This is a genomic window from Pseudaeromonas pectinilytica, assembly GCF_054780855.1.
Map to the genome: position 1 here is coordinate 1 of NZ_BAAGVN010000355.1, position 21,885 is coordinate 21,885.

21 protein-coding genes are annotated in these 21,885 nt (G+C 53.2%); 3 read left to right on the forward strand and 18 right to left on the reverse strand.

All coding sequences use genetic code 11. The features are described 5' to 3' along the window. From ACYVG7_RS18550 to ACYVG7_RS18575, 6 genes are all read right to left on the reverse strand, one after another. Positions 1-903 (reverse strand): CSS-motif domain-containing protein (locus ACYVG7_RS18550; RefSeq protein WP_460884581.1); only part of this gene is annotated, 903 nt, incomplete at its 3' end. 514 nt (positions 904-1,417) lie between these two features. After that, the gene (gene mqo, locus ACYVG7_RS18555; RefSeq protein ID WP_460884582.1) at positions 1,418-2,908 is read right to left on the reverse strand and encodes a malate dehydrogenase (quinone); all 1,491 of its coding nucleotides are present in this window, start codon (positions 2,906-2,908) and stop codon (positions 1,418-1,420) included. 148 nt (positions 2,909-3,056) lie between these two features. Next, positions 3,057-3,545 carry a GNAT family N-acetyltransferase gene (locus ACYVG7_RS18560; RefSeq protein ID WP_460884583.1) on the reverse strand — a complete coding sequence of 163 codons (489 nt, stop codon included), beginning with the start codon at positions 3,543-3,545 and terminating at the stop codon, positions 3,057-3,059. A 49-nt stretch (positions 3,546-3,594) separates the two neighbouring features. Then, the gene (locus ACYVG7_RS18565) at positions 3,595-4,284 is read right to left on the reverse strand and encodes an alpha/beta family hydrolase (RefSeq protein WP_460884584.1); all 690 of its coding nucleotides are present in this window, start codon (positions 4,282-4,284) and stop codon (positions 3,595-3,597) included. 328 nt (positions 4,285-4,612) lie between these two features. Beyond that, positions 4,613-4,777, reverse strand: a complete 165-nt coding sequence (locus tag ACYVG7_RS18570; protein ID WP_460884585.1) for a hypothetical protein — start codon at positions 4,775-4,777, stop codon at positions 4,613-4,615. Positions 4,778-4,924: 147 nt separating this feature from the next. Further along, on the reverse strand, positions 4,925-6,118 hold the full coding sequence (locus ACYVG7_RS18575) for a class I SAM-dependent methyltransferase (RefSeq protein ID WP_460884586.1): 1,194 nt from the start codon (positions 6,116-6,118) through the stop codon (positions 4,925-4,927). Between the two features lie 242 nt (positions 6,119-6,360). Here ACYVG7_RS18575 and macA point away from each other — a divergent pair, with 242 nt between their 5' ends. From macA to ACYVG7_RS18590, 3 genes are read left to right on the forward strand one after another with little or no spacing between them, the layout of a single operon-like run. After that, positions 6,361-7,560, forward strand: coding sequence for a macrolide transporter subunit MacA (gene macA / locus ACYVG7_RS18580; protein ID WP_460884587.1), 1,200 nt, complete (start codon positions 6,361-6,363; stop codon positions 7,558-7,560). Positions 7,561-7,563: 3 nt separating this feature from the next. Beyond that, positions 7,564-9,582 (forward strand): MacB family efflux pump subunit, encoded by a 2,019-nt coding sequence (locus ACYVG7_RS18585; protein WP_460884588.1) that lies wholly within the window; start codon positions 7,564-7,566, stop codon positions 9,580-9,582. Then, a complete protein-coding gene (locus ACYVG7_RS18590) occupies positions 9,575-11,011 on the forward strand; it encodes an efflux transporter outer membrane subunit (protein ID WP_460884589.1) in 1,437 nt (478 codons plus the stop codon). The genes ACYVG7_RS18585 and ACYVG7_RS18590 overlap by 8 nt, the downstream gene beginning before the upstream one ends. Positions 11,012-11,076: 65 nt before the next feature. Here the strand turns inward: ACYVG7_RS18590 and ACYVG7_RS18595 are convergent, their stop codons facing one another. From ACYVG7_RS18595 to ACYVG7_RS18650, 12 genes are all read right to left on the reverse strand, one after another. Continuing rightward, a complete protein-coding gene (locus ACYVG7_RS18595) occupies positions 11,077-12,369 on the reverse strand; it encodes an amidohydrolase (protein ID WP_460884590.1) in 1,293 nt (430 codons plus the stop codon). A gap of 25 nt (positions 12,370-12,394) precedes the next feature. After that, on the reverse strand, positions 12,395-13,702 hold the full coding sequence (paeA, locus tag ACYVG7_RS18600; protein WP_460884591.1) for a polyamine export protein PaeA: 1,308 nt from the start codon (positions 13,700-13,702) through the stop codon (positions 12,395-12,397). Between the two features lie 903 nt (positions 13,703-14,605). Beyond that, entirely contained in the window at positions 14,606-15,940 is a 1,335-nt protein-coding gene (locus ACYVG7_RS18605) for a zonular occludens toxin domain-containing protein (protein ID WP_460884592.1), read from the reverse strand. Position 15,941: 1 nt separating this feature from the next. Beyond that, a complete protein-coding gene (locus ACYVG7_RS18610; RefSeq protein WP_460884593.1) occupies positions 15,942-16,337 on the reverse strand; it encodes a hypothetical protein in 396 nt (131 codons plus the stop codon). After that, a complete protein-coding gene (locus tag ACYVG7_RS18615; protein WP_460884594.1) occupies positions 16,334-17,977 on the reverse strand; it encodes a hypothetical protein in 1,644 nt (547 codons plus the stop codon). Before ACYVG7_RS18615 ends, ACYVG7_RS18610 begins: the two co-directional genes overlap by 4 nt. A gap of 119 nt (positions 17,978-18,096) precedes the next feature. After that, the gene (locus ACYVG7_RS18620; protein ID WP_460884595.1) at positions 18,097-18,309 is read right to left on the reverse strand and encodes a hypothetical protein; all 213 of its coding nucleotides are present in this window, start codon (positions 18,307-18,309) and stop codon (positions 18,097-18,099) included. Positions 18,310-18,324: 15 nt separating this feature from the next. Further along, positions 18,325-18,546, reverse strand: a complete 222-nt coding sequence (locus ACYVG7_RS18625; RefSeq protein WP_460884596.1) for a hypothetical protein — start codon at positions 18,544-18,546, stop codon at positions 18,325-18,327. After that, positions 18,543-18,953 (reverse strand): hypothetical protein, encoded by a 411-nt coding sequence (locus tag ACYVG7_RS18630; RefSeq protein WP_460884597.1) that lies wholly within the window; start codon positions 18,951-18,953, stop codon positions 18,543-18,545. Before ACYVG7_RS18630 ends, ACYVG7_RS18625 begins: the two co-directional genes overlap by 4 nt. A gap of 63 nt (positions 18,954-19,016) precedes the next feature. Next, positions 19,017-21,035 (reverse strand): replication endonuclease, encoded by a 2,019-nt coding sequence (locus ACYVG7_RS18635; protein WP_460884598.1) that lies wholly within the window; start codon positions 21,033-21,035, stop codon positions 19,017-19,019. Then, a complete protein-coding gene (locus ACYVG7_RS18640; protein ID WP_460884599.1) occupies positions 21,032-21,256 on the reverse strand; it encodes a hypothetical protein in 225 nt (74 codons plus the stop codon). The genes ACYVG7_RS18635 and ACYVG7_RS18640 overlap by 4 nt, the downstream gene beginning before the upstream one ends. Continuing rightward, complete coding sequence (locus tag ACYVG7_RS18645; RefSeq protein WP_460884600.1) at positions 21,253-21,435, reverse strand: hypothetical protein; 183 nt, start codon at positions 21,433-21,435, stop codon at positions 21,253-21,255. Before ACYVG7_RS18645 ends, ACYVG7_RS18640 begins: the two co-directional genes overlap by 4 nt. Beyond that, the gene (locus ACYVG7_RS18650; protein WP_460884601.1) at positions 21,432-21,845 is read right to left on the reverse strand and encodes a YegP family protein; all 414 of its coding nucleotides are present in this window, start codon (positions 21,843-21,845) and stop codon (positions 21,432-21,434) included. The genes ACYVG7_RS18645 and ACYVG7_RS18650 overlap by 4 nt, the downstream gene beginning before the upstream one ends. Between the last annotated feature and the right edge of the window lie 40 nt (positions 21,846-21,885).

Sequence of the window (21,885 nt, forward strand, 5' to 3'; positions counted from 1 at the left end):
TAAAAAAAGCAAGCTGGGATGACAATTATCGGGCACAACTATTCTTTGGTTAAATAACCAACAAAGTATGCTCCCGCCCTGGACCGATGGATGCTTCCAGCGCATTAATACTTCGGCGCCACAGATTTCATGGCTTTTGGCATCCACCAGGGGCTGGACGAAGGGAATAAATTCATGCGCCCGAATCGCGCGGGCTATTTCACCAATCGGCGAGCGGGGACGCCCCAATAACCACCAGGTCACCGCAGAAACCAGCAGGGAGAATAGTGTTAAAAAGCCAACACTCACTTTATTGCTGCTTAACGCATCGCTAAGACGGTTGACTGGGGATAAGAGAATATGAATAGAGAGGGGGAACTTTGTCGAGCTCAATGTTTCATGACGAAAGTGTTCCGAAAAGGTGGCGTTATGCCTAAATTCGCCTTGGCTATCCAGCCAATAATAGCCGACATTTAATAGTGCATTTGAATTTTCCCGCCGCGTTGATAGTACGTATCTGAGTGTTTCAGAATCAATGGTACTGACTACTTCGCCATTGGGGAATGCGGAGCGTAAAGATAGAAATGGATGTTCAGGGGTGACAAAATTACCCGGGAATAGCTGTAACCGACCCGCTTGATAGTCGGGGTCTTTTTCTCGCCAGGAGCGAACACCAAAAATAGAGGAACAATAAAACTGACCATCACGGGCCAGACTGCTGGAGCGAATCACGGGTGATAAGGCCGCAATCTTACTCAAGGCGATGGTGACATTCGCACAGGGAGCAGTTAATAATTTGGCTGCTTGATGATTGCTCTTATCTGCTTCAAGGAGTAACGCCTCGACATCCGTCAAGATACGCTTGGCATCGCGCAGCGAGGCTTCTTCTAACTGAGTTTTATAACTCTTTTGCAGTAACAGCATGCCGACACAGAGGAATAACAGAAAACACAGCAGGGCATAACACAATCTCAGCCAAGGGCGGGAGATATCCAGAAAAGGTAGGGTCATAGTAGCCTGTACCGAGTGGCAAAATTATTTAAATGACTTGCGAAAAGCCCGCCTAAACAGTGAAAACAAAAGCCAACTTACAATCGAAATTTGTTACTTTTGAATTTAAAATTTCGAATAAGTCTAACATGATACATCTATCATTTAGATGATTCCATAACAAACGAGCCCTGTAAATACACCTCTGCAAGCGCTTTCATGATTTTTTATTTCAATATACATGTGGCGCGAATGGATCTGAATGTCGGGGCGGACTAACCAGGAAAGCCATTATTTGGATTCTTTTGGGGCATATTTGGCTGCGCCAGAGGGCAATACCAGTCCGTGAGCGAAGGCGAGATCGCCAGCGGCTGGGAATGAGGAGGGATGGAGTCTGGACGAAAAGCAGACCGATGGCGGCAGGGATGCCGCCATCGAGATTATTCGGCTATACGGATAGTTTCAGCCGATCCAGGGTGTAGGCTCTGACCTGAGCCGATAGTTCGGCATCCGTGATCAAGGAGCGGCCGAAGGAGGGGATCATCGCCTTGAGCTTGTCCTGCCAGGCGGCCGATTGCATCTGCTGCGGGAAGCAACGCACCAACACATCCAGCATGGTTTTGACACTCACAGAGGCGCCGGGCGAGGCACCCAGTAACGCCGCCAGGCTACCATCCTCGGCGGCAACTATCTCGGTACCAAATTCGAGTTTTCCCCATTTCTGGTGACAGCCCTTGATGATCTGCACCCGCTTACCGGCGTGCGCCAGTTTCCAGTCCTCCGGACGGGCCAGCGGCATAAACTCCGTCAGCGATTCCATGCGTTGGCTGTGGTTTTTGAGGGCCTCTTTCACCAGATATTTCGTCAGTTCCAGGTTATAGGTGCCAGCGCCAATCAGACTCTTCAGATTGTTGGGTTTCACCGATTTGACCAAATCCAGCCGGGAGCCATGTTTCAAAAACCGGGTGGTAAAACCGGCGTAGGGACCGAACAGCAGACTGGGTTTGCCATCAATGATCCGGGTGTCCAGATGGGGTACCGACATGGGTGGGGCGCCGACCGGAGCCAAGCTATACACTTTGGCATGATGCTGCTGAACGATGGCCGGATCCTGGCAAATCAACCACTGGCCACTCACCGGAAATCCGCCATAACCTGCGGCTTCCTTGATCCCCGATTTTTGCAGTAAGTGCAGCGCACTGCCACCAGCGCCTAAAAAGACAAATGGGCTTTCAATGGTCAGCGTCTCGCTGCCGGGCTGTTTTCTCGCTTTCAGGGTCCAGCTTTTTTTCCCGCCATGGCTTGGGTGTAGCCCCATCACCTTGGTGTTGGTCAGTAATTCGAAACGACCATGCTGCTGCAAATAGTGGATCAAGGTTCGGGTCAGGGCACCGAAATTGACATCCGAGCCATGCGCCACGCGAGTGGCTGCTAGCTTGGGCTCGACCGCCCGGCCAGCCAGCATCAAGGGCATCCATTGTTGCAAGGTGTGCGGATCGTCCGCCCATTGCATCGACGCGAACAGGGGGTGAGATTTCATCGCGGTATAACGTGATTTAAGAAACGCGATATTCTGCTCGCCCCACACCGCACTCAGGTGCGGAACCCGGTTGATAAAGGTTGATGCATCGAGTGTGGGGTCGGACTCCACCAGATGGGACCAGAACTGCAACGAGATCTCGAAAGCGGCATTGATCTCCAGTGCTCGCTGAATATCGACGTGCCCCTGTGAGTCGGGCGGGGTGTAATTGAGCTCGCAATAACCGGCATGGCCGGTACCGGCGTTGTGTAACGCTTGCGAGCTTTCCTGAGCCACATCCGAGAGCTGTTCAATCATACAGATATGCCATGCCGGGTTCAGACGGTGCAGCAACATGGCGAGTGTTGCGCTCATAATACCGCCGCCAACCAAAGTAACATCTGCCTGAATCGAAGCCATGGAGCCCACTCGCTAGTAATGCCAAAGGACTAAATTATATATATTTTCTCCGGCCCATGTCGCACGTTTTCTAACGTGCGGAAGCATTCGGCATGGGCGCAGTTTGGCCGCCAGTTGGGGAGAATGGTGCTGTCACGGGGATACCGGCTTAGTCGCTCACGGGATGAGTAATATTTTTCGACATATTAAAACCGGTGATAGCGAACCCGAGCTCTTGATAGAGTTTGCAAGCGCGTTGATTGTGGTAGGCCACTCGCAGTTTGATCTGCTGAATGCCGAGCGGTTGCAGTTGTTGCTCCAACGCCACCATAGCCTGCTTGCCAAAGCCCTGACTGCGATAGGCCGCTTCTACATACAAGTCATAGATAAATGTCGAGTGATCGGCAGCATGGATGGCATGCCATAAATAGCCAACCCGGCAGATCTGGCCAGCAATCTCGGCATCCAGACACAGCAGGGAATGGCCCTGGCTGACCGGACCGGCAGGGAAATAACGCTGCAGGTCACTCTTGGCTAATTCAATAGCCAGCGCTTTGGGGTGGCCATAATTTTCGACCAGCTCCTCGCTGTAGTCGGCGATAAAATAATCACAATAAGCAGGAAACTCTTCCGGCAACATGGGTCTGAGTCTAAGCATGAATATCTCCTACGACACTTGTCGCGTGAATGGGGCGACGGCGCTACCGCTATGGACGGAGTTCGGAGGGACAGATCATTCTAATGATTTTTTCCACAATCGAATCCGCCGCTTGGTCATCGATATTGAAATTATGGTCAGTATCGAAAAATGAAAGTTCAACCCGCGGACTCAGCATATAACGCTCTGGAACATCCAGGCCGCCATATTCATCCTGGGCGCCCTGAATAATAATCATCGGCGTATTGATCGCGGACAAATGTAAATACCGCTCCGGCTCATCCGGTTGTTGGGGGTGTTTAAATGGATAACCCAAACAGATAATCTGTTTTAGTGCCATCTTGTCTGCGATAAGGGATGAGACCCTCCCTCCGGATGAGCGTGATAACAGGGTCACGCAGTCGGCTATGCCGAGTTCCCGAATGCGCAGCTCCAGATAGTTACAGCGGCTCTCGATAGCCTGTTTTTTGCGGCGGAAAAGATAGCTGAAATAAGATGGGTGAAGCAGTGCATAGAATAACTGCACGATTCGTAAATTAAATGTCTTAACGCCCTTGGGGAGTCCGCTTATTTTTTGTTCGAGCTGTCGCAGTCGATAAATGACGGCTCCTGCCGGATCCTCCCAATAGATCTCGATAGGTGTCTTGCGGAGCCTGGTCAGTAGTTTCTGGTTCAAGGCTTCGTCTTTCTGCCAATTATCACGGCCAACCAACAGCAGTGCGTGCGTTTTGCGCGGCATGATATCCCAGAAGAGGCGTTATCAATCGATACGGCGCATTGTAATGGAGAGCTGAAGCAAGTGCGATGGTTAGAGGATAAGTTTTAGATAAACGATTATTTATGCATTGAATTGTTATTCATTGCCAATGAATGGCGCATCAATATATGCGCCATCCACGGATTCAAATAAATGTCATTGGCTAACAATCAACTTGGATTCCTGAACACCTTTTTTCCCTTGGAAATCACTCACCACGGATAATTTTGTTCTGGCATATAAAACACCCATTTTGACTTCTTGCCATACATATGTGAGTGTGCCTGGCTTGGCATCTATTTCGATGGTGTCAGTATTTTCTGATTTTGAGGTGATGCTGTGTTTTCCGGGAATAAATAAAGGTATGTGCTGCAGTTTGTCCTACCGGCGCGCCATCAATCAATACATCCATCTTCACACCAGCACCCATACCTTCATTACGGAAGATATAAAGTGCAGCTTTATCTTGGGCCACGGTAAAAAATTTGAATGATATTGGCTTGGAATTTAACGGGATCCATGCAGTCCCATTAAGAGCGAGACTTCGCGCATAGTGTTACGTGGAAAAATTGAAAAAAAGCCCGCGGATAATCGCGGGCTTTTGAGCAGAATAACAGCGGGATTACAGGACGCGGACGACCAGGCCCTTGAGGTAGAAACCTTCCGGATAGGCGACTGATATCGGGTGGTCGGCGGCCTGGCCCATACGCTCGATGATCTGCGCTTCGCGGCCGGCATCCAGTGCGGCATCGGCGACCACTTTCTGGAACAGATCGGAAGTCATCAGACCGGAGCAGGAGAAGGTCAGCAAGATGCCGTTCGGGTTCAACAACTGGCAAGCCAGCAGGTTGATGTCCTTGTAGCCACGGCAGGCGCCTTCAAGCTGGGTTTTGCTCTCGGCAAACTTCGGCGGATCCAGCACTATCATGTCGAACTTGTCGCCACGCTCGCGACACTCGCGCAGCATTTTGAACACGTCCTGCTTGAGAAACTGGGCCTTGCTCAGATCCAGCTGGTTGAGCTCGGCATTGCGCCGGGCCAACGCCAGCGCTGGCTCGGAGACATCGACGTTGATCACTTCACTGGCGCCACCTTGCAGGGCATAGACACCGAAACCGCCGGTGTAGCAGAAGCAGTTGAGAACCTTGCGTCCCTTGGCATAGCGGCCAGCAATGGCGCGGTTATCCCGTTGGTCCAGATAGAAGCCGGTCTTGTGGCCGGTCTTGATATCGATGGCGATCTTGACGCCATTGTTCTCTTCGATCACCAGCTCATCCGGAGGGGTTTCACCATACACCACGCCATGGCGTTCGCTCAGGCCTTCTTTCTTGCGTACCGGCACATCGGAGCGTTCGTACAGGCTGCACTCCGGGAACAGTTGTTTGAGGGCATCAAACAACTGCTTCTTGTGGAATTCAGCGCCTGCGGAGAGCAGTTGGCAAACCAGAAAATCGTTGTAGCGGTCGATGATGATGCCGGGCAGGCCATCGGATTCCGCGGCCACCAGACGATAGGCCGACAACCCTTGCTGCTCGATCAGGGTCTGACGACCGGCTTGGGCGGCAGCCAGACGGCGGACGAAGAAATCGGTGTCGATCTGCTCGCTACGGGTAAAGGTCCAGACCCGGATGCGGATCTGGGATTCCGGAGACCAGGCACCTCGTGCTAACCAGCGGCCATCATTGCTGAAGACTTCGACCGGTGCGCCGTTGTTCGGTTTACCTTTGACGTTCTCGATAGCCTTGGAAAAAACCCAAGGATGACGGCGTAAAAGGGACCGCTCCCGCTCTTTTTGCAGGTAAACGAAGGTGCTCATGGGATTCTCTCAGGACAATTACAGAATAAGGGCGCACATTTTAGTGCTGTCGACGACAAAAAGGAAATGGCCGCGCCAATAACACCGGTGAATATTGCTGATTTCACGCAATTTATTGAATTGCTTGTGCTATGCAAAATCTTGTAAGGTTCCTTAGAGGTCCGACCGCGGCTATTTATCATGCTCGGCGTTACCAAAAGCCCTATGTCTGCGCGGACAAGTATCATGAATGAGGAGAGGGGATGAAATCCTGGGTGCTGCGTTATCGTGGCCGTGTCGTACTGTCATTGATAGCGGCCGGTTTATTATTCTGGTGGGGCATGCCCTTGATATTTCCACCGCCGGTCGAATACATGACGGTGCCGGTCAGTCGTCAGGATATCCGCGAAACGGTACTGGCCACCGGTTCGCTGGAGGGGCGTAAACAGGTCAATGTCGGTGCCCAGGTTTCCGGTCAGCTCAAGCAGCTCAAGGTTCAGCTCGGTGATACTGTGACTCAGGGCCAACTGCTGGCCGAGATCGATCCGGTGATCCAGCAAAATGATCTGCGTGATGCCCAGGCGGCGCTGGATAACGTACTGGCGCAAAAACAGGCCAAACAGGCGTTGCTGAAACAATATAGTGCCGCACTTCGTCGCCAGCAGACGATGCGCCATCAGGATGCCAGCGCCGAAGCGGATCTGGAGCAAGCCGTGGCGGCAGAGGCCCAGACTCGAGCCGAGTTGCGGGCACTGGATGCGCAAATTCGTCAGGCCCATATCAAGGTTGACACCGCCACCGCGAATCTGGGATACACCCGCATCAGCGCGCCCATGGATGGCGTTGTGATTGCCATTGTAACCGAAGAGGGGCAGACCGTGGTCTCATCTCAATCGGCACCGACCATTTTGAAACTCGCCGATCTGGATACCATGACCGTCAAGGCCCAGATCTCGGAAGCCGATGTGATCCGGGTGCAACCGGGTCAGGCCACCAGTTTCACCATCCTCGGTGATCCAGATAGCCGCTATCAAGCCACCATGCGGGCCATTGAACCGGCACCGGAATCGGAAAGCTCGGACTCCACCAGTACCACCACCAGTTCGACGACCACCTCGGCCATCTATTACAACGGCTTGTTTGATGTGCCCAATCTGGATCACAAGTTGCGTGTTTCCATGACTGCCCAGGTGGAAATCACTCTGGGGGAGAGCAAGCAGGTACTCGCGATCCCACTGTCGGTGCTCGGTGCCCGCCAAGAGAACGGTCAATATGAGGTACTGGTACTCGATCAGGGTCAACCCCAGCGCCGTCTGGTGACCATAGGACGTAAAGACAGCGTGAATGTGGAAATTCGTGCCGGCTTGCAAGAAGGGGATCGGGTGGTGATGGGTGACAGCATGAGTGCCGCCGCCGCGCAAGCGAACTCATCCGAACGGCGTGGCCCGCCACCCCGGGGATAAGTCATGACCGAACCCTTATTGCAGCTGGAAAATCTAGAGCGCTGCTTCCTCAGTGGCGAGGAGGAAGTCAGCGTGCTCAAGGCCATCAACCTGAGCATCTATCCGGGCGAGTTGGTAGCCATTATTGGCGCCTCCGGCTCCGGTAAATCCACCTTGATGAATATTCTCGGTTGTCTGGATCGACCCACCCGGGGCGATTACCGGGTACGCGGACAATCAACCCGTGAGTTGTCGGTGGACGATCTGGCGGCGCTGCGGCGGCATCACTTCGGCTTTATCTTCCAGCGCTATCATCTACTGCCCCATCTGGATGCGGTAGGCAATGTGGAGATCCCGGCCATTTATGCCGGTGATGACAAGCCACGGCGCCATGAACATGCCCGTCAGTTGCTGACCCGATTGGGATTGGCGGATCGGCTCGGTCATACCCCCGGACAGCTCTCTGGTGGACAACAGCAGCGGGTCAGTATTGCCCGGGCATTGATGAATGGCGGCGATGTGATCCTGGCCGATGAGCCGACCGGGGCGCTGGATAGTCGCAGTGGACAGGAGGTGATATCCATACTGCGCGAGTTACATGCCCAAGGGCATACCGTGATCCTGGTGACCCATGATCCGCAAGTGGCGGCTCATGCCGAGCGGATCATCGAAATCCATGATGGCGAGATCATTGCCGATCGACGTCATCAACCCGAGCAACCACAACAACCACAACAACCACAAAAACCACAGGTGGAATCGACGCCCGGCAATGCCAGCGCAGCAACCGCCAGCAAGCAGGATACGGTCGGCACCTTGCAACGTCGCCAGCACTGGCGAGCCCGCTGGGGACAGTTCAGCGAGGCCTTCAAGATGGCCGGTATTGCCATGGCCTCCCATCGCATGCGTACCTTGCTGACCATGCTGGGGATCATCATCGGCATTATGGCGGTGGTCAGTGTGGTGGCGTTGGGGCAGGGCGCCCAACAAAAAGTGGTCAACGACATCAGCTCCATCGGCACCAACACCATCGATATCTATCCGGGCAAAAGTTGGGGTGACGAGCGGGCGGCGGCCATCGAGACCCTGGTGCCTGCGGATCTGGTGGCTTTGCAAGCCCAAGTTTACACCGATAGCGTGACCCCGAGTCTGAGCAGCAGCCAGATCCTGCGCTATGGCAATATCACCGCTAATGGCTCGATTGGTGGTGTCGGCGAGCAATATTTCCGGGTGCGCGGCTATACCGCGGCCCAGGGAATGCTGTTTAGCCGTGACGATGTTCAGCAACAAGCCCAGGTGGTGGTCATTGATCACAACACCTGGAAGAAATTCTTCCCTCACGGCGAAAATCCGCTGGGGCAGGTGATGCTGCTCGGGAGTTTGCCCTGCCGCATAATCGGCGTAACGGCGGAGAAAGAGAGCCCGTTTGGCAACTCCGATAGCCTGAATGTGTGGATCCCCTATACCTCGGCCATGAGTCGTCTGTTGGGGCAGAACTATTTCAGCTCGATCACGGTACGGGTAAAAGAGGGGATGTCGAACGCGATTGCCGAGCAGGGGATCCTGAAACTGCTGACCCAACGCCACGGGGTGCTGGATGTGTTTACCAACAGCAGTGACAGCATCTTGAAGACGGTACAAAAAACCACGGGCACCCTGACACTGCTGATTTCGGCCATAGCAGTGATCTCGCTGATTGTCGGCGGGATCGGGGTGATGAATATCATGCTAGTGTCGGTCACAGAGCGTACTCAGGAGATCGGGATCCGCATGGCGGTAGGGGCGCGACAGAGCGATATCCTGCAGCAATTCCTGATCGAGGCGGTGCTGGTCTGCCTGTGTGGTGGCGCTCTCGGCGTACTGTTGTCGCTCGGGATCGGGGTGGTGTTCTCCTGGTTTGTGCAGGCCATGAGTATGGTGTTCTCATTTTCCTCCATTCTGGTCGCCGTATTCTGCTCGACGCTGATTGGCGTGTTGTTTGGGTATCTTCCGGCGCGCAATGCGGCGCAGCTTGATCCGATTGAGGCGTTAGCTCGTGAATAAATCAACATTGACCCGACGTGTGTGCCAGCATCCGCTGGCACTGTTGATCCCGATGTGTCTGGGACTTCCCTTGCTGCTGAGCGGTTGCACGGCGCTGCACTCCGACTATCAGCGCCCCGTCGTTTCATTGCCGGAGCACTGGCAGCAACAGACCACTGCGGATGGCGATTCTGCTCGACAGAATGCTCTCTGGTGGCAAGCCTTTGCGGATCCGACTCTCGACCAATTGATCACTCAGGTGCTAGCCCGCAATAACGATCTGGCGGTAGCGGGCATCAAATTGCACAAGGCCCGCCTGCAGGCCGATCTGACGGCTACCAATCGCACGCCGGACTTGGCCGTTAGCGCCAGCTCCCAGAGCTCGCGCCCCTTAAGCTCGGGCGGTAACTCGACGCAAAGCCACACCGTAGAAGCCTCGGTTAGTTATGAGCTGGATCTTTGGGGACGCCTAGCCAGTAGCCGTGATGCTGCACGTTGGGAGGCCGAGGCAACGGCGCAAGATAAGGCAGCAACCGAGCTGAGTCTGATTGGCACCACGGCCCAGCTCTATTGGCAAATCGCCTATTTGCATCAAAGCCTGACCCTGGGGGAAGCCAGCCTGCAAGATACCCGTCGGGCACTGGAGCTGGCGCAACTAAAACATCAAGCCGGTGCGACCGACGGTCTGGATCTGCTGCAAGCCGAGCAGGATCTGGCCACTCAGGAGGCGAGCCTGACCCAGACCCGGCAGCAACTCACGGCCCAGCGCCATGCCTTGGCGATCTTGTTTGATGCCCCCCCAGAACAACAGCAGGCCGAGCGTACCAGCCTGAATGGCGTTGTGCTGCCGCAACCGCAGGCCGGAGTCCCGGCGCAGCTGTTGGCGCGGCGGCCCGACTTGCAGGCCAGTGAATATCGGCTGCGCTCCACTCTGGCCAGTGGTGATAACACCCGTCTGAGCTTGTATCCGGTGTTGTCATTGACTGGGAGTGCGGGCGGGCAAAGTACCGACTTGAGCCAGGTGCTCCAGGATCCGGTCGGTACGCTGGGTGCCGGATTGAGCTTGCCTTTCGTCAACTGGAACCAGCAGCAGTTGAATGTACAACTGGCCGATGAGGAGTACGCCCAAGCGGTGGTGGAGTTCCGGCAATCGCTGTATCAGGCGCTCTCCGATGTTGAAACTGCGTTATCGGCCCGTGAGCACTATCAACAACAGCAACGCTATCTGGCGCGCGCGCTGGCACTGGCGGAGCGCAGTGAGCAACTGGCCGAAGTGCGTTATCGCCAAGGTGCCACCGGCGTGCAGGAGTGGCTGGATGAGCAGGAGAAACGCCGCACTGCCGAGCTGGCGCTGGCGGGCAATCTGCGCGATCAGCTAAATAACCAGATGACCTTGTTCCAGGCCTTGGGCGGTGCCGAGCAGCCAGCATCGACAACCTCCGGCTCGTAATCGCGTCGGGTAGAAATATAAACGCCTGGTATTAACCAGGCGTTTATATTGGCAGCTACCGACGATCAGACGGCGGGTTCTTCCAGCTCAAGTGGCTCCGGAGTCAGATGATGACAAAACAGTGCGTCCAGCAACTCCAGCCCCCGAGACAGTGCTTCTTCATCAAAATCGAACAAGCTGGCGTGATGGCCGGCACTGAGCGTCGCTCCCAAGACCAGATACGCCGCTTGGCCGCCGTTTTTTTGCACGCGTTCGAGCAAGAATCCGGCGTCATCACTGGCGCCGAACGGCCGGTTGTGGATAACGTTGAATCCCAACTGACTGGCCACCAGGGTCACGGTATGGACCAGCGCCGGCGAGTTATGGATGGAAATCGCTTCCCCCTGACGGCGGATACGGTAATCCACATCGTGGGCGAGGGCAGTGCCCTGCACGATCCGTTGCACCGCAGAAAAGACATAGTCGTTGAGTTGCGCGGTGCCACCACGGGTTTCCCCTTGCAACAAGGCGTAGGCGGGCACCACATTGCGCTCCCCATTGCTGGTTAGCTGGCCGATGTTCAGCCGCGTCATGCCATCGCGATGACGCGGAATGGCCAGCATCTGACCTACGGCCTGGCAGGCAGCGGCGAGGGCATTGGCTCCGGCGTTGGGCTCCAGTCCGGCATGGGCGGCGCGCCCGATAAATTCCACATCAAACTTGGTAGAGCTTAAAAATCCATCCGGGCAAACCACCAGTTCACCACTGGCCGCATGGATCCCCAGATGAATGGCATACAGCTGGTCGACATCATCCAGTTCGCCACCCGATGCCAGGGCCTTACCACCGCGACAGCCTTCTTCAGCCGGTTGGAAGACCAGCTTGATGCGACCACACAGCTGATCTTTTTTCTCGGCTAGCATCAGACCCAGTACCACGCCTAAAGCCGCATGACCATCATGGCCACAGGCATGCATGCAGCCCGGATTTTGCGAGGCAAAACCGGCTTGTACCGGATAGTGATCTGCTTGCTCCGATTCCTGAAGATGGACCGCATCCAGATCAACCCGCAGCGCGACACAAGGGCCGGGCCGACCGGTATCCAGCTCGGCAATGAGACCGGTCAGGCTGATTTTATCCAGCCACTCGGCATCGGCCCCTTGCGCCAACGCCCGCGATTTCTCCTGCTCTTCATCAATATGGCGACCCATGACTGCCGAAATGGAGACGATCTGATCGCCGAGTTTGATCTCATAACCGGCATGGGCCAAGGCCGCTGCAATCAGACTGGTGGTACGGTACTCACACCAGGCGGGCTCCGGAAACCGGTGAAAATCCCGGCGCCAGTGACGTAATAATTCGTGTGTGGAATGCTGCATGAAATGCTCCGCTTCAGATCCAGGATTACAGATCGGCATCAATAGAGGGGGCAGGGAGCTGGGTCACCAGCAGTTGGTCAATCTTGTAGTTGTCGATATCAACCACTTCAAATTTGTAACCGGCAAAGTTGACCGAATCGGTGCGCTTGGGGATTTTGCGCAATATATACATCATGAAACCAGCGATGGTTTCATAATTCTCCGCCTCCGGGAATTCCAGGATCGACAGTGCTCGCATCACATCATCGATCGGGGCTGCGCCATCAATCAGCCAGGAGTTTTCATCTCGTTTCACGATCTGCTCTTCGAGGTTGTGCGGCGATACCAGATCGCCCATCAGGGTATTCATCACATCGTTGAGTGTGATGATGCCGACCACCAGTGCATATTCATTCAGCACCACGGCGAAGTCTTGGCGATTCACCTGGAAGCTTTCCAAGGTTTCTGAAAGCGTCAACGAATCGGGGATCATCAAGGGGGCTTTGATCAGACTTTCACTGCGCAGGGAAACGCTCTGTTGCTGGATAATCCGCAACAGAATGTCCTTGGTATCGACGAAACCGATGACATGATCGATGACATCCTCACACACCAGAAACTTGGAGTGCGGATTATCGGCAATTTTCTGTTTCACCAGCTCTTCGTTGTCCAGTCGATCGAAGAAGATGATGCTGTCGCGGGCTGTCATGGCCGAAGGGACGGTTTTAGTATCCAGCTCGAAGACGTTCTCGATCAGCTGATGCTCCTGTTTGCGCAGTGCGCCAGCCTGAGCACCAGCAGCCACCATGGCATAGACATCATCCGGCGTGATCTCTTCCTTTTGCTGGATATGCATATTGAACACCCGCAAAAACAGACTGGCCGAACCATTAAACAGCCATACCAGCGGCCGGAATACCAGCAGCAACAAACGCATCGGGCGCACGATCAACATGGCGATGGATTCGGGCAACATCATGGCAATGCGTTTAGGGATAAGATCGGCGAACAGGATAAATAATGAAGTCACAATCACAAACGACAAGATGAAGCTGACGCTACCCAACATGGGCGGCTCCAGCCAGAACACCAGCAAGTCCGAGAGATAAGGCGTCAACGCGGATTCGCCGATGATACCGGCCAGGATCGCCACCGCATTTAAACCTATGGTCACCACAGTGAAGAAATGGCCCGGGTGCAATTTCAAATCTAGGATCTGTTGGGCGCTGAGATGCCCATCCTCAGCAAGTTGTTGCAGCTTTAACTTGCGTGATGCGGCAAACGCAATTTCCGATGCCGTAAAAAACGCACTGGCAGCAATTAATCCAAGAATGATGAGAAGACTGGAAGTCATAATGGCTCTCGTAAGTAACGATTATACCGATGGGTAACAGCGGAATGCGCTTAGGATAGCATGACATAGGCCCATTTTGAGGAACAAGTTTAACTTCGCATTATGCCGCCTTATGGTAAGTGATGGAAAAATAAGGGGGTTCGCGCAACATGCTTAATTTTAAGGCATAGGGCGTGAATAGAAAAAACATTAACGAAAACTTCATTTTTAGGTTCCACAAGTGCGGATTGAGTCTGGAAAAAACATCGCAATTATGTGACGTAAGTCAAAAAACCGTTGAGGGCTGGGATAAAGGAAAACCAATACCCAGTCATCATAGGCGACTGATGGAACTGTATAGTGGGCTCGATTTGGGGTACCACCACGCAAGCTGGAAGGGATGGAAAATACGAGGCAAGTGGATTATTTCGCCGTATGGCGACAGGATCACGATGGAGCAGATCATGTTTATCGCGATTCGAGATCAACCGCTCGAAAGAGCCAGGAGAGGGATAAAGAGGAAATGAAGAAAGGGCCGAACGGCCCTTTTTAATTTGCGCCAGGTAGCGAACCCATGCGGGAATTTCCCCCCGTATTACTGTACGGGGGGTGGTCGGCCTTCGGCCTCCCGCGCCAACAATGCAGATCAAGAACAAATGCTAATGCTGCGCACTAGGAGCAGTTTGGCAGGAAGGGGGGGAGTTGGGCATAGCAAGACCGAGCGACTACGCGCCGGATTGACCTGGAGACGATAGAGGAAACGGTGGCGGCTTGTGTTGCGGTGCTCCGCACCTTATATGCTGGACGCGTCCAGCATGCCACTGGTAATGCTTGTTACACGCAGGAAGACGATGGCAGCACAACCAGCAATGGTGGCTGCGCGTATCCCATCGCTTTCCGCAGTCGTCGCTTGGCCGCTCCTCCCTACGGAAAGCTCTGGGATGTTGCTAAAACCGGATTGCTAGTCGAGGCAATAATCTGGGATGAATCGACACGGCCAGAGCTAGCCGGATCATGCTGAAGAGGTTTGCAGGTAACAACCTGCTTGTGGCCGTGAGAGTCAGAAAGCTCAATCACGCAATCAGTCCGGATCTGATATGAGTACCCCATCGCCTGGAGTACGGAATCATCAATCGAGGACTCATCCTTGCCATGCTCAAGATTAAAGACGATCACCCCTTTGAAGTGCTGGAAATTATCGATATAGCCAGAAACGCCGGAAACCCAAATCTTGTCGGCCTCGAAAGGCATCACAAAAATATCGCTGCCAACAACCATTTGCTTAGAAACATCAGCGCCAGCAGACCCAGAACGCGGAGCAGCAGCCTTTTGAACAGGCGTAGAAGCGGCAATAGCAACCGGCGCGTGACTGGACGTAGAACGCTCATAAATAGACCACGATAAATAGACCAAATAGCAGAAACAAGCTGGAATAACTCCGAACACCACGAGCTTACCCTTAAATGTTGATAACGGCCCCACAGATTGACCGCTTTTAACCGTTGCCCCAGTTTGAGTTGATTTGTAAAGCATATGAACCGCGACCGGAACGTGACGGGTAAAGACTGGGGAGCGTGGTCCGGGGATACCGGATTCTTTGGGAGGGTGCTCATAGATGCGCGGCTTCCGTTTGCGAAAGAAAAAAGAGTCCTTGCTGGCATAACTAAAAGCTACTTCAGCACAGGCGCGAACAAGGTCATTAAATTCTTTGAGGTTCGGAGTAACAAAAACAATATCCCAATTAAAATGACGATGACGGGAAAACGCTTCATTCAGATTGGGCGGGTAAATAATTGAGCCGTCATCATTCAACAGCAGGCGGCCGGCGTCATCAGTATCGCAAGAGCGTATTTCAGGACGAAAGGCATCATGAGTATCTTTAAAATGTTGAATAAGGGATTGAGGCAAATAATTGCGATAGTAATCGATCGGCTCTAAATCAAGACCTTTAGGGCTCCAGCCGGATAATGAAAAAATGTCCTGGCATTCATCAATAACAACCAATGCGCCGATGGGCATCCAGTGAAACCAACGCCGCCATAATTCGCGAGTATCATCAGCGACAGCAAAGATTCGGAACAGTCTGGCAGAGTCTGGGAATTTCTCCCCAAGCCGTTCTTCTATCTCTTCTATTGGGTACAGGCCAAGAACGTTAGTAACCACCACGCGACCTTCACGCAGAGCGGGAATGATGCGAAACCAGACAACAGACGCAGTCTTATAAGAACCATTGGGGCCGTGCTCAATGACAATCGCCATATCACCACCCAATCATATTCAGAATAAAACGAGTGCCCCAGCAGTTCAGTAAAAAACTAATGCCATTCACGAAGCCAAGCTCATTAACGCAATATTGCAACTTGGAGGGCAAGCGGGATACATAGCCTTGAATTGTTGATGTAACATTAAAAGAAGAAATAATTCCCGATGCCATGTTGTAACAGAATTCAAGCGTTTCCAGTTTGGTCTGGAAATAAAACAAAATCACTTGGCGCGACAGATAAGACATGGCGCGACCAATCATGTCTGGCAGTTCAGAAAAGAACTGGCCGATAGAGTGGACAGTATCGCCAATTGCGGCCAAACCAGTCGAAGGTTCAGCAGCAAAGGAAACAGCAGGAACCAGAAAAAGGAATAACAGAAAGTAACGTATCATTTTTTATTACCCCCAAGCAGAACACCAAAGCCAATCAAAGAAAACAAAAGAGAGACAATAGTTGCGGCACCGTTAGCAACTAACATATCAAATAGAGCGCCGCCAGATAAATCAACCTGTTGCCCTTTTATATCGTGAACATCAGCAGCATAAGAGCCACCACCGGACACAGAGCCAATATTCAGACGGGAGCCAGCTTGACCAACGAGCGTTGAAAAATCGGTTTGCGCCTGAACAATTTGTTGTTCGAGAGCAGATATATCCGCATCGCCAAAAATATCTTTGAACGGATTTTCTGATTCAGTGGGAGCAGTGATATTGAGCGTGTCGGTTAAGTCTTTAATCGCGCTTGTGGATTCATCAACAGCAGTGATAATGCCGTCTTTATCAATGCCCTCCAGCGTAGCCATGCGGGCACCGGTACGAGCGTTGACCATATGAACGTCGATGCCGTCTTGCACAGCCAGAACGGAATCACCATCTTCGCCGGTATCGCCTTTCTCACCTTGAAGACCTTGTATGCCCTGGAGACCTTGAGCGCCATCCGTGCCGTTCTGACCGTCGACACCATCACGGCCAGCAGCACCGGCAGCACCAGAGGACCCAGCTTCACCGGTATCACCTTTATCGCCCTTGTCGCCCTTCTCACCCTTTTCACCTTGAGGGCCGGTAGCACCCGCTTCACCTGGAGCACCAGCCGCACCAACGCCACCCTGTAAACCCTTCTCGCCTTGAGGGCCAGCAGGGCCAGCGGGGCCGGTATCGCCTTTCTCGCCTTTCAACGCGCCGGAATCCAAACGGCTTTTGATGTCATTAATGGAAATCTGATGATTGCCTAATTGCACAGAATGATCGTTCAGGGTTTTATCCTGTGCGGTATTAGTTTGAGACAACGCAACAAGAGAATCATTAATGGGCTGTAAATCAACCGTCATTTCCCCATTCTTGCCACAATCAACGCCCTTAACTTGCCCCAAATCCCATGCGTAACAAGTGCCGGTATCGTCGTTATCGCCTTCTGTATTGGGTTTGCGGTCGAGCCAGCATTGAGTAGAGCCAGAACACGAACAAGTATCACCGCTACCTTTGGCAATAAAAGCGTTTGGTCCGACATTGGATTGAAACGATGACGTGACAGTATATTTACAACCGAATGAACAAGCGGTGCCTGTGCCTAATTCCATAGAATTACTAAACCAGTTGTTATTCGATAAACAAGTTCGTTTATAACAAACCTTTTGCCCATTTAAATCCATAGGGCCAACAGAATAATCTGGGTTGCCAGTTGGAGGGCATTGATAGGTTTCACCAGAGCCCGCAATAGGATCGAATGAAACAGAGATAGGAGAATAGGCAGTAGTAACATAACAGGCGGCTTTATGGGGTACGCCTGGAGATTCATTACAAGTAGAAGACCTATAGTTAGACCCAACAACTGTTTTAATATTCGAAAGAGCAGCAGACAAGCAGCTTCCATTAGCGGAAATAGTTCCCCAGTCCTTATTCATCAGATCATCTCGACATGTATATGACAGGCCGAGATTATCAGCAGGAACATAATCGTCGGCCGCAAAGGCAGAGCCAATCGAGAAAACAAGCAAGAATAAAACAGCAGAATATGTGAGGACACGAAGAAGCATAGAAATTCGGGGGCTATTGCTAACCCCCGATCCGCAATTATGACGTAAACACGCCGGACAAAAACCCCATAACGAAACAGAGAATGCCCGCCGAGGCCAAAATAGCGGTAACGAGCATTTTACTTGCTCAGCCAGGACTTCATCATACCCAAGCCGAACGCCAGAGCGGCCAGAGCGATGACGCCACCCACAACGAGCTGAACAACGGTAGTGCCATCAGTAATGGCACCGGTAACAGTTTCGGAAGTGGTGGCAGCCATAGCGGTAGAAGCCAGGATCAAAGTACCAACAACAACAGCACCAGAGCGACGAGCAACGTTCATGTATTTCATAGGTAAAAACTCCATTTAAATACGCATCAGCCGAGAAATTCGGCCAGCTATATGACCCGAGACGAAAGACAATAAAAACCACCCAACGAACTCGGAAAACAAAGCAGCATCGAAAACAAACGGGCCTTCGAGTGTCTGCTGATATTCCGCCGGAGTCAGCACAGCAAAACCAGTGCACGACTCAGCGGGAATAGTGGAGACGCTGATAATGTTGTTATCGAGCGTCAGGCAATTCATTTTTTACCACCAAAAACTTCAGGTTCATTTTTAGCGGCAGCGGCACTTGACGAAGGCTGGACGGAGGTCTTCGGGCCAAGCGTGAAGCCGTCCGCATCCATCCAGCGAAGAACGCACGGATCCAGGCGATAAAAACGGAAGAGCTTGATTTGGCCTGTTTTGCCGTCTGGATAATTGCCTTCGTGGTCTTCAATCGGAAGGAACAATTTCTGATCAAGCTTGGTTTTCAGCCATTCCAAAACACCGGCCTCGAGCAGGTCGGGCGAGACTCGAACCTCCCACGTCTGGGAAGGGCTAAACACAGAAGCGCGGAAAATAGCCTGTTTGATAGCGGGGCCGTCATCCCGTGTTTTGGATGTCACATTGATGTCGTCAATGTCGTTAATCCGGACTTCAATCTTTGCCATGTTGGGGTTCCTCAAGAGATTTAACAGTTATTGACACAGGTCCAAGGTAACGGGCTGCGCCCGTTACAAGAGCAGAGCCTCTTCATAGATAAAGGGGTCATCGAGTGGGGTGGCCGCGAACGCGTCGAAGTCATAATCGGCGGTAAGATCCAGAACGAGGGAATCCTCTTCCCAAGTGCGGTCAATCATGGCTTGATACTGCTCATAAGCTTCGTCGGCCATGGCGTAATAGGTCTCGGCATCCTGGAGGTGATCGAACATGTTGCGAGTAGTCTGGAGATACTCACGGACACAGCGCATATGACCGGCCTTGTCCTTGACCTGCCATTCCTTGAAGCGGGTTACGATGAAGACCTGATGCCACATCACGCCCTCAATGCGGCGAGCAGCGTCATCGCCAAAGCGGGTGAGCTTCTTGGTCATTTCGCCGGTGAGGCGGTCCATAATCCCGGGCATGTCATAGGCAACGCGCAGGTTCTGGTCCTTGCGGCGTACAGTGATGCCACCCATGGCCTTGCAGAACGCGGCCCAGTCGGCAGAATCGGCAGCACGGCGGAGCTCTTCGAGCGCGATCCATTCGGCCTTGGTGAGTGAATGCATCAAAGGTGAGTCCTCATCGAATTGTTCGCGTAGGCGGCGGAGCTGGCGCCAGGCAGTGACGGACGGGCCGCCAATCGGTTGAAATTGACGAATGCGACAACCGCTTTTCCATGCGTCTACACGGATAGCCATTTCGTCAGCGGGTTTGCCGGTTTCTTCGTCATCGCCAACCTTGTGGCCGTCGATGTTCTTGGAAATGTATTTGCTGCAATAGGCAACGGCGGAGCCCTTGGAAGGGTCTATCCACTCGACCGTGAAGCGGCGTTTCTTCGCCCCTGGCTCATCACCCGAATCAGCAAGCATCACAGCGCGACAAATGCGGAGCATCTCCTTGGCTTGAGCTTTTGGGACGAACAGGACGGCGTGCCAGTGCGGGGTGCCATCGTGATGGGGTTCGACCATGCGGAAACCGTAGGGATGGATTTCAGCCTGGGCCCACTGGACGCGGATGTTCTTGAACTGCTTGTTGAGCCATTCATGGCCATCGATCGCCAACGGGCAACCGGCTTCGAGCCAGTTCGGGTTGATAGCGCCGTCAGTGCCATAGGCATGGAAACGGGAAGGGGTGGTCATCGTCAGGAACAAGGGCTGATGCCCGAGCTCAAGGGCGCACTCTTCGGTGCCCCGTAGGCGGACCATCAATTCGGTGCGGCGGATCATGGGATTGGATACCGAGCTATCAGCCACATCGCTCAGGGTGAACCAATCCGTATCGTCATCCTGATTGACGGCCACAGTGCGGCTCAGGCACTCGGCATTGCGCTTGCGCTGGTACTGGCGGTCAGACACGCAAATGTCTGCAACATAGGGTTGCATGGCCTTGTTGACGACACCGGCTGCGCGAGTGGCTTCGAGGGTTGATAGCTGCTTGAGAACGCGCAGGCGTTGGCGAATAAACACGGCATCAGCAAGGCGATTGGCAAGCGGCTTTTCGCCAAACTTCTTGAGCTTGGCGGCCAGAACGTCATGGTCCCAACGCAGATAGGATTGTGCCTCCACAATCATGCCATCCCATTCACCACGGGCGTACATCTTGCCCAGCATCTTAGCGAGCTTTTCGGCAAAGTCGGCTATCAGCTCTTCAGAGCTGGTCAGACGGAAGCGGCCAGCGCGGCCATCAACGGTCAGCAGGTTGGTGAGCTTACTCAATTCGGTTTGTGCTTTGTGAACATCACCGACTTTCGATAACCGGTCATAGAGTTTGCCCAGGTAGTTGGCAACCGGCTCACGGGATGGAGTTTTGCGAAGTGCGCGATTGAGCGACCAGGAGAAGTTCGGCAGGTGCCACGCATCACAGGGGTCTAATCTGGAAACAGCGATAGCGCCGTGAAGGTCATCGTCCGAGCCGTCCAGTGCAGCAGCATAGGCAGAGTCGAAAGACTCGAACACGGCAGAACTCAGCGGCTTGATGTCTGGAAAGCGTGACTTACCGAATGCGCGGGCCTTGACGCGATCGAAGTGAGGACGCGGCGCGGTGATCATGCCGCTTTACCCAAGAAAACGTAATCCGGCTCATGCTCACACTGGAGACGGTAAGGGCGAGGCAGAAAACCACGCAAGTCAGATAGGGCTTGCTCGGGCGTATCAAAGGATTCCATTGATTCAACCAGCGATTCAATCCCTGAATTACTGTCGGTATAAGACCAAGACCAGGAGCCGTCTGGCAGAGCAAAAACGCGAGCCTGATGGACAAAGGCGCTCATTCCGACACCTCGACGTCATCCAGCTGGAACACTTCGCCGTGACCGTAGCAGTTCGGGCACTCAATAGCGTCATCGAGATAGCCAGCGCCAAGGCACTGGGGGCATGTATTGGAAGGAAGCGGTTCAAGAACCGGGGCGGACATTGCTTCACCGGGGCGGCCCATGATGCGAAGAATCATTCGGCCACCTCGGTGTCATCATCTAAAAATTCTTCAGGATCATAACCATTGAGTACGATATGCAAACGATTCAGAAGCGCCAAAACATCATCAGCATCTAAAGAGTCGTGAGGATTCAAGCGCCAATGAGCAACCTCAGAATAAATAATCGAATTGACCTGTTGAATACGAAAACCGACAGAGGAATCAACCGACGAGAACTCAGGATCAGCTAACAGGCGAATCGGAAAATAAAGACCAGGAAGCTGTGCGGCACAAGCATCACCAGCCTCACATTCATCATCAAAACCAGCCCCCCGGGCGATTTCTTCACCGTCACGAAACAGGCGGAAGGCCCACTGGCCGGAAGCGGCGCAATAGACAGAACCGCGATAGGAGACTTCTTGTTGCGGGGCGTTGGCTTGTGTCATGGTGTTAACCAGTTGAACAATTGGTGAATTACACACTAAT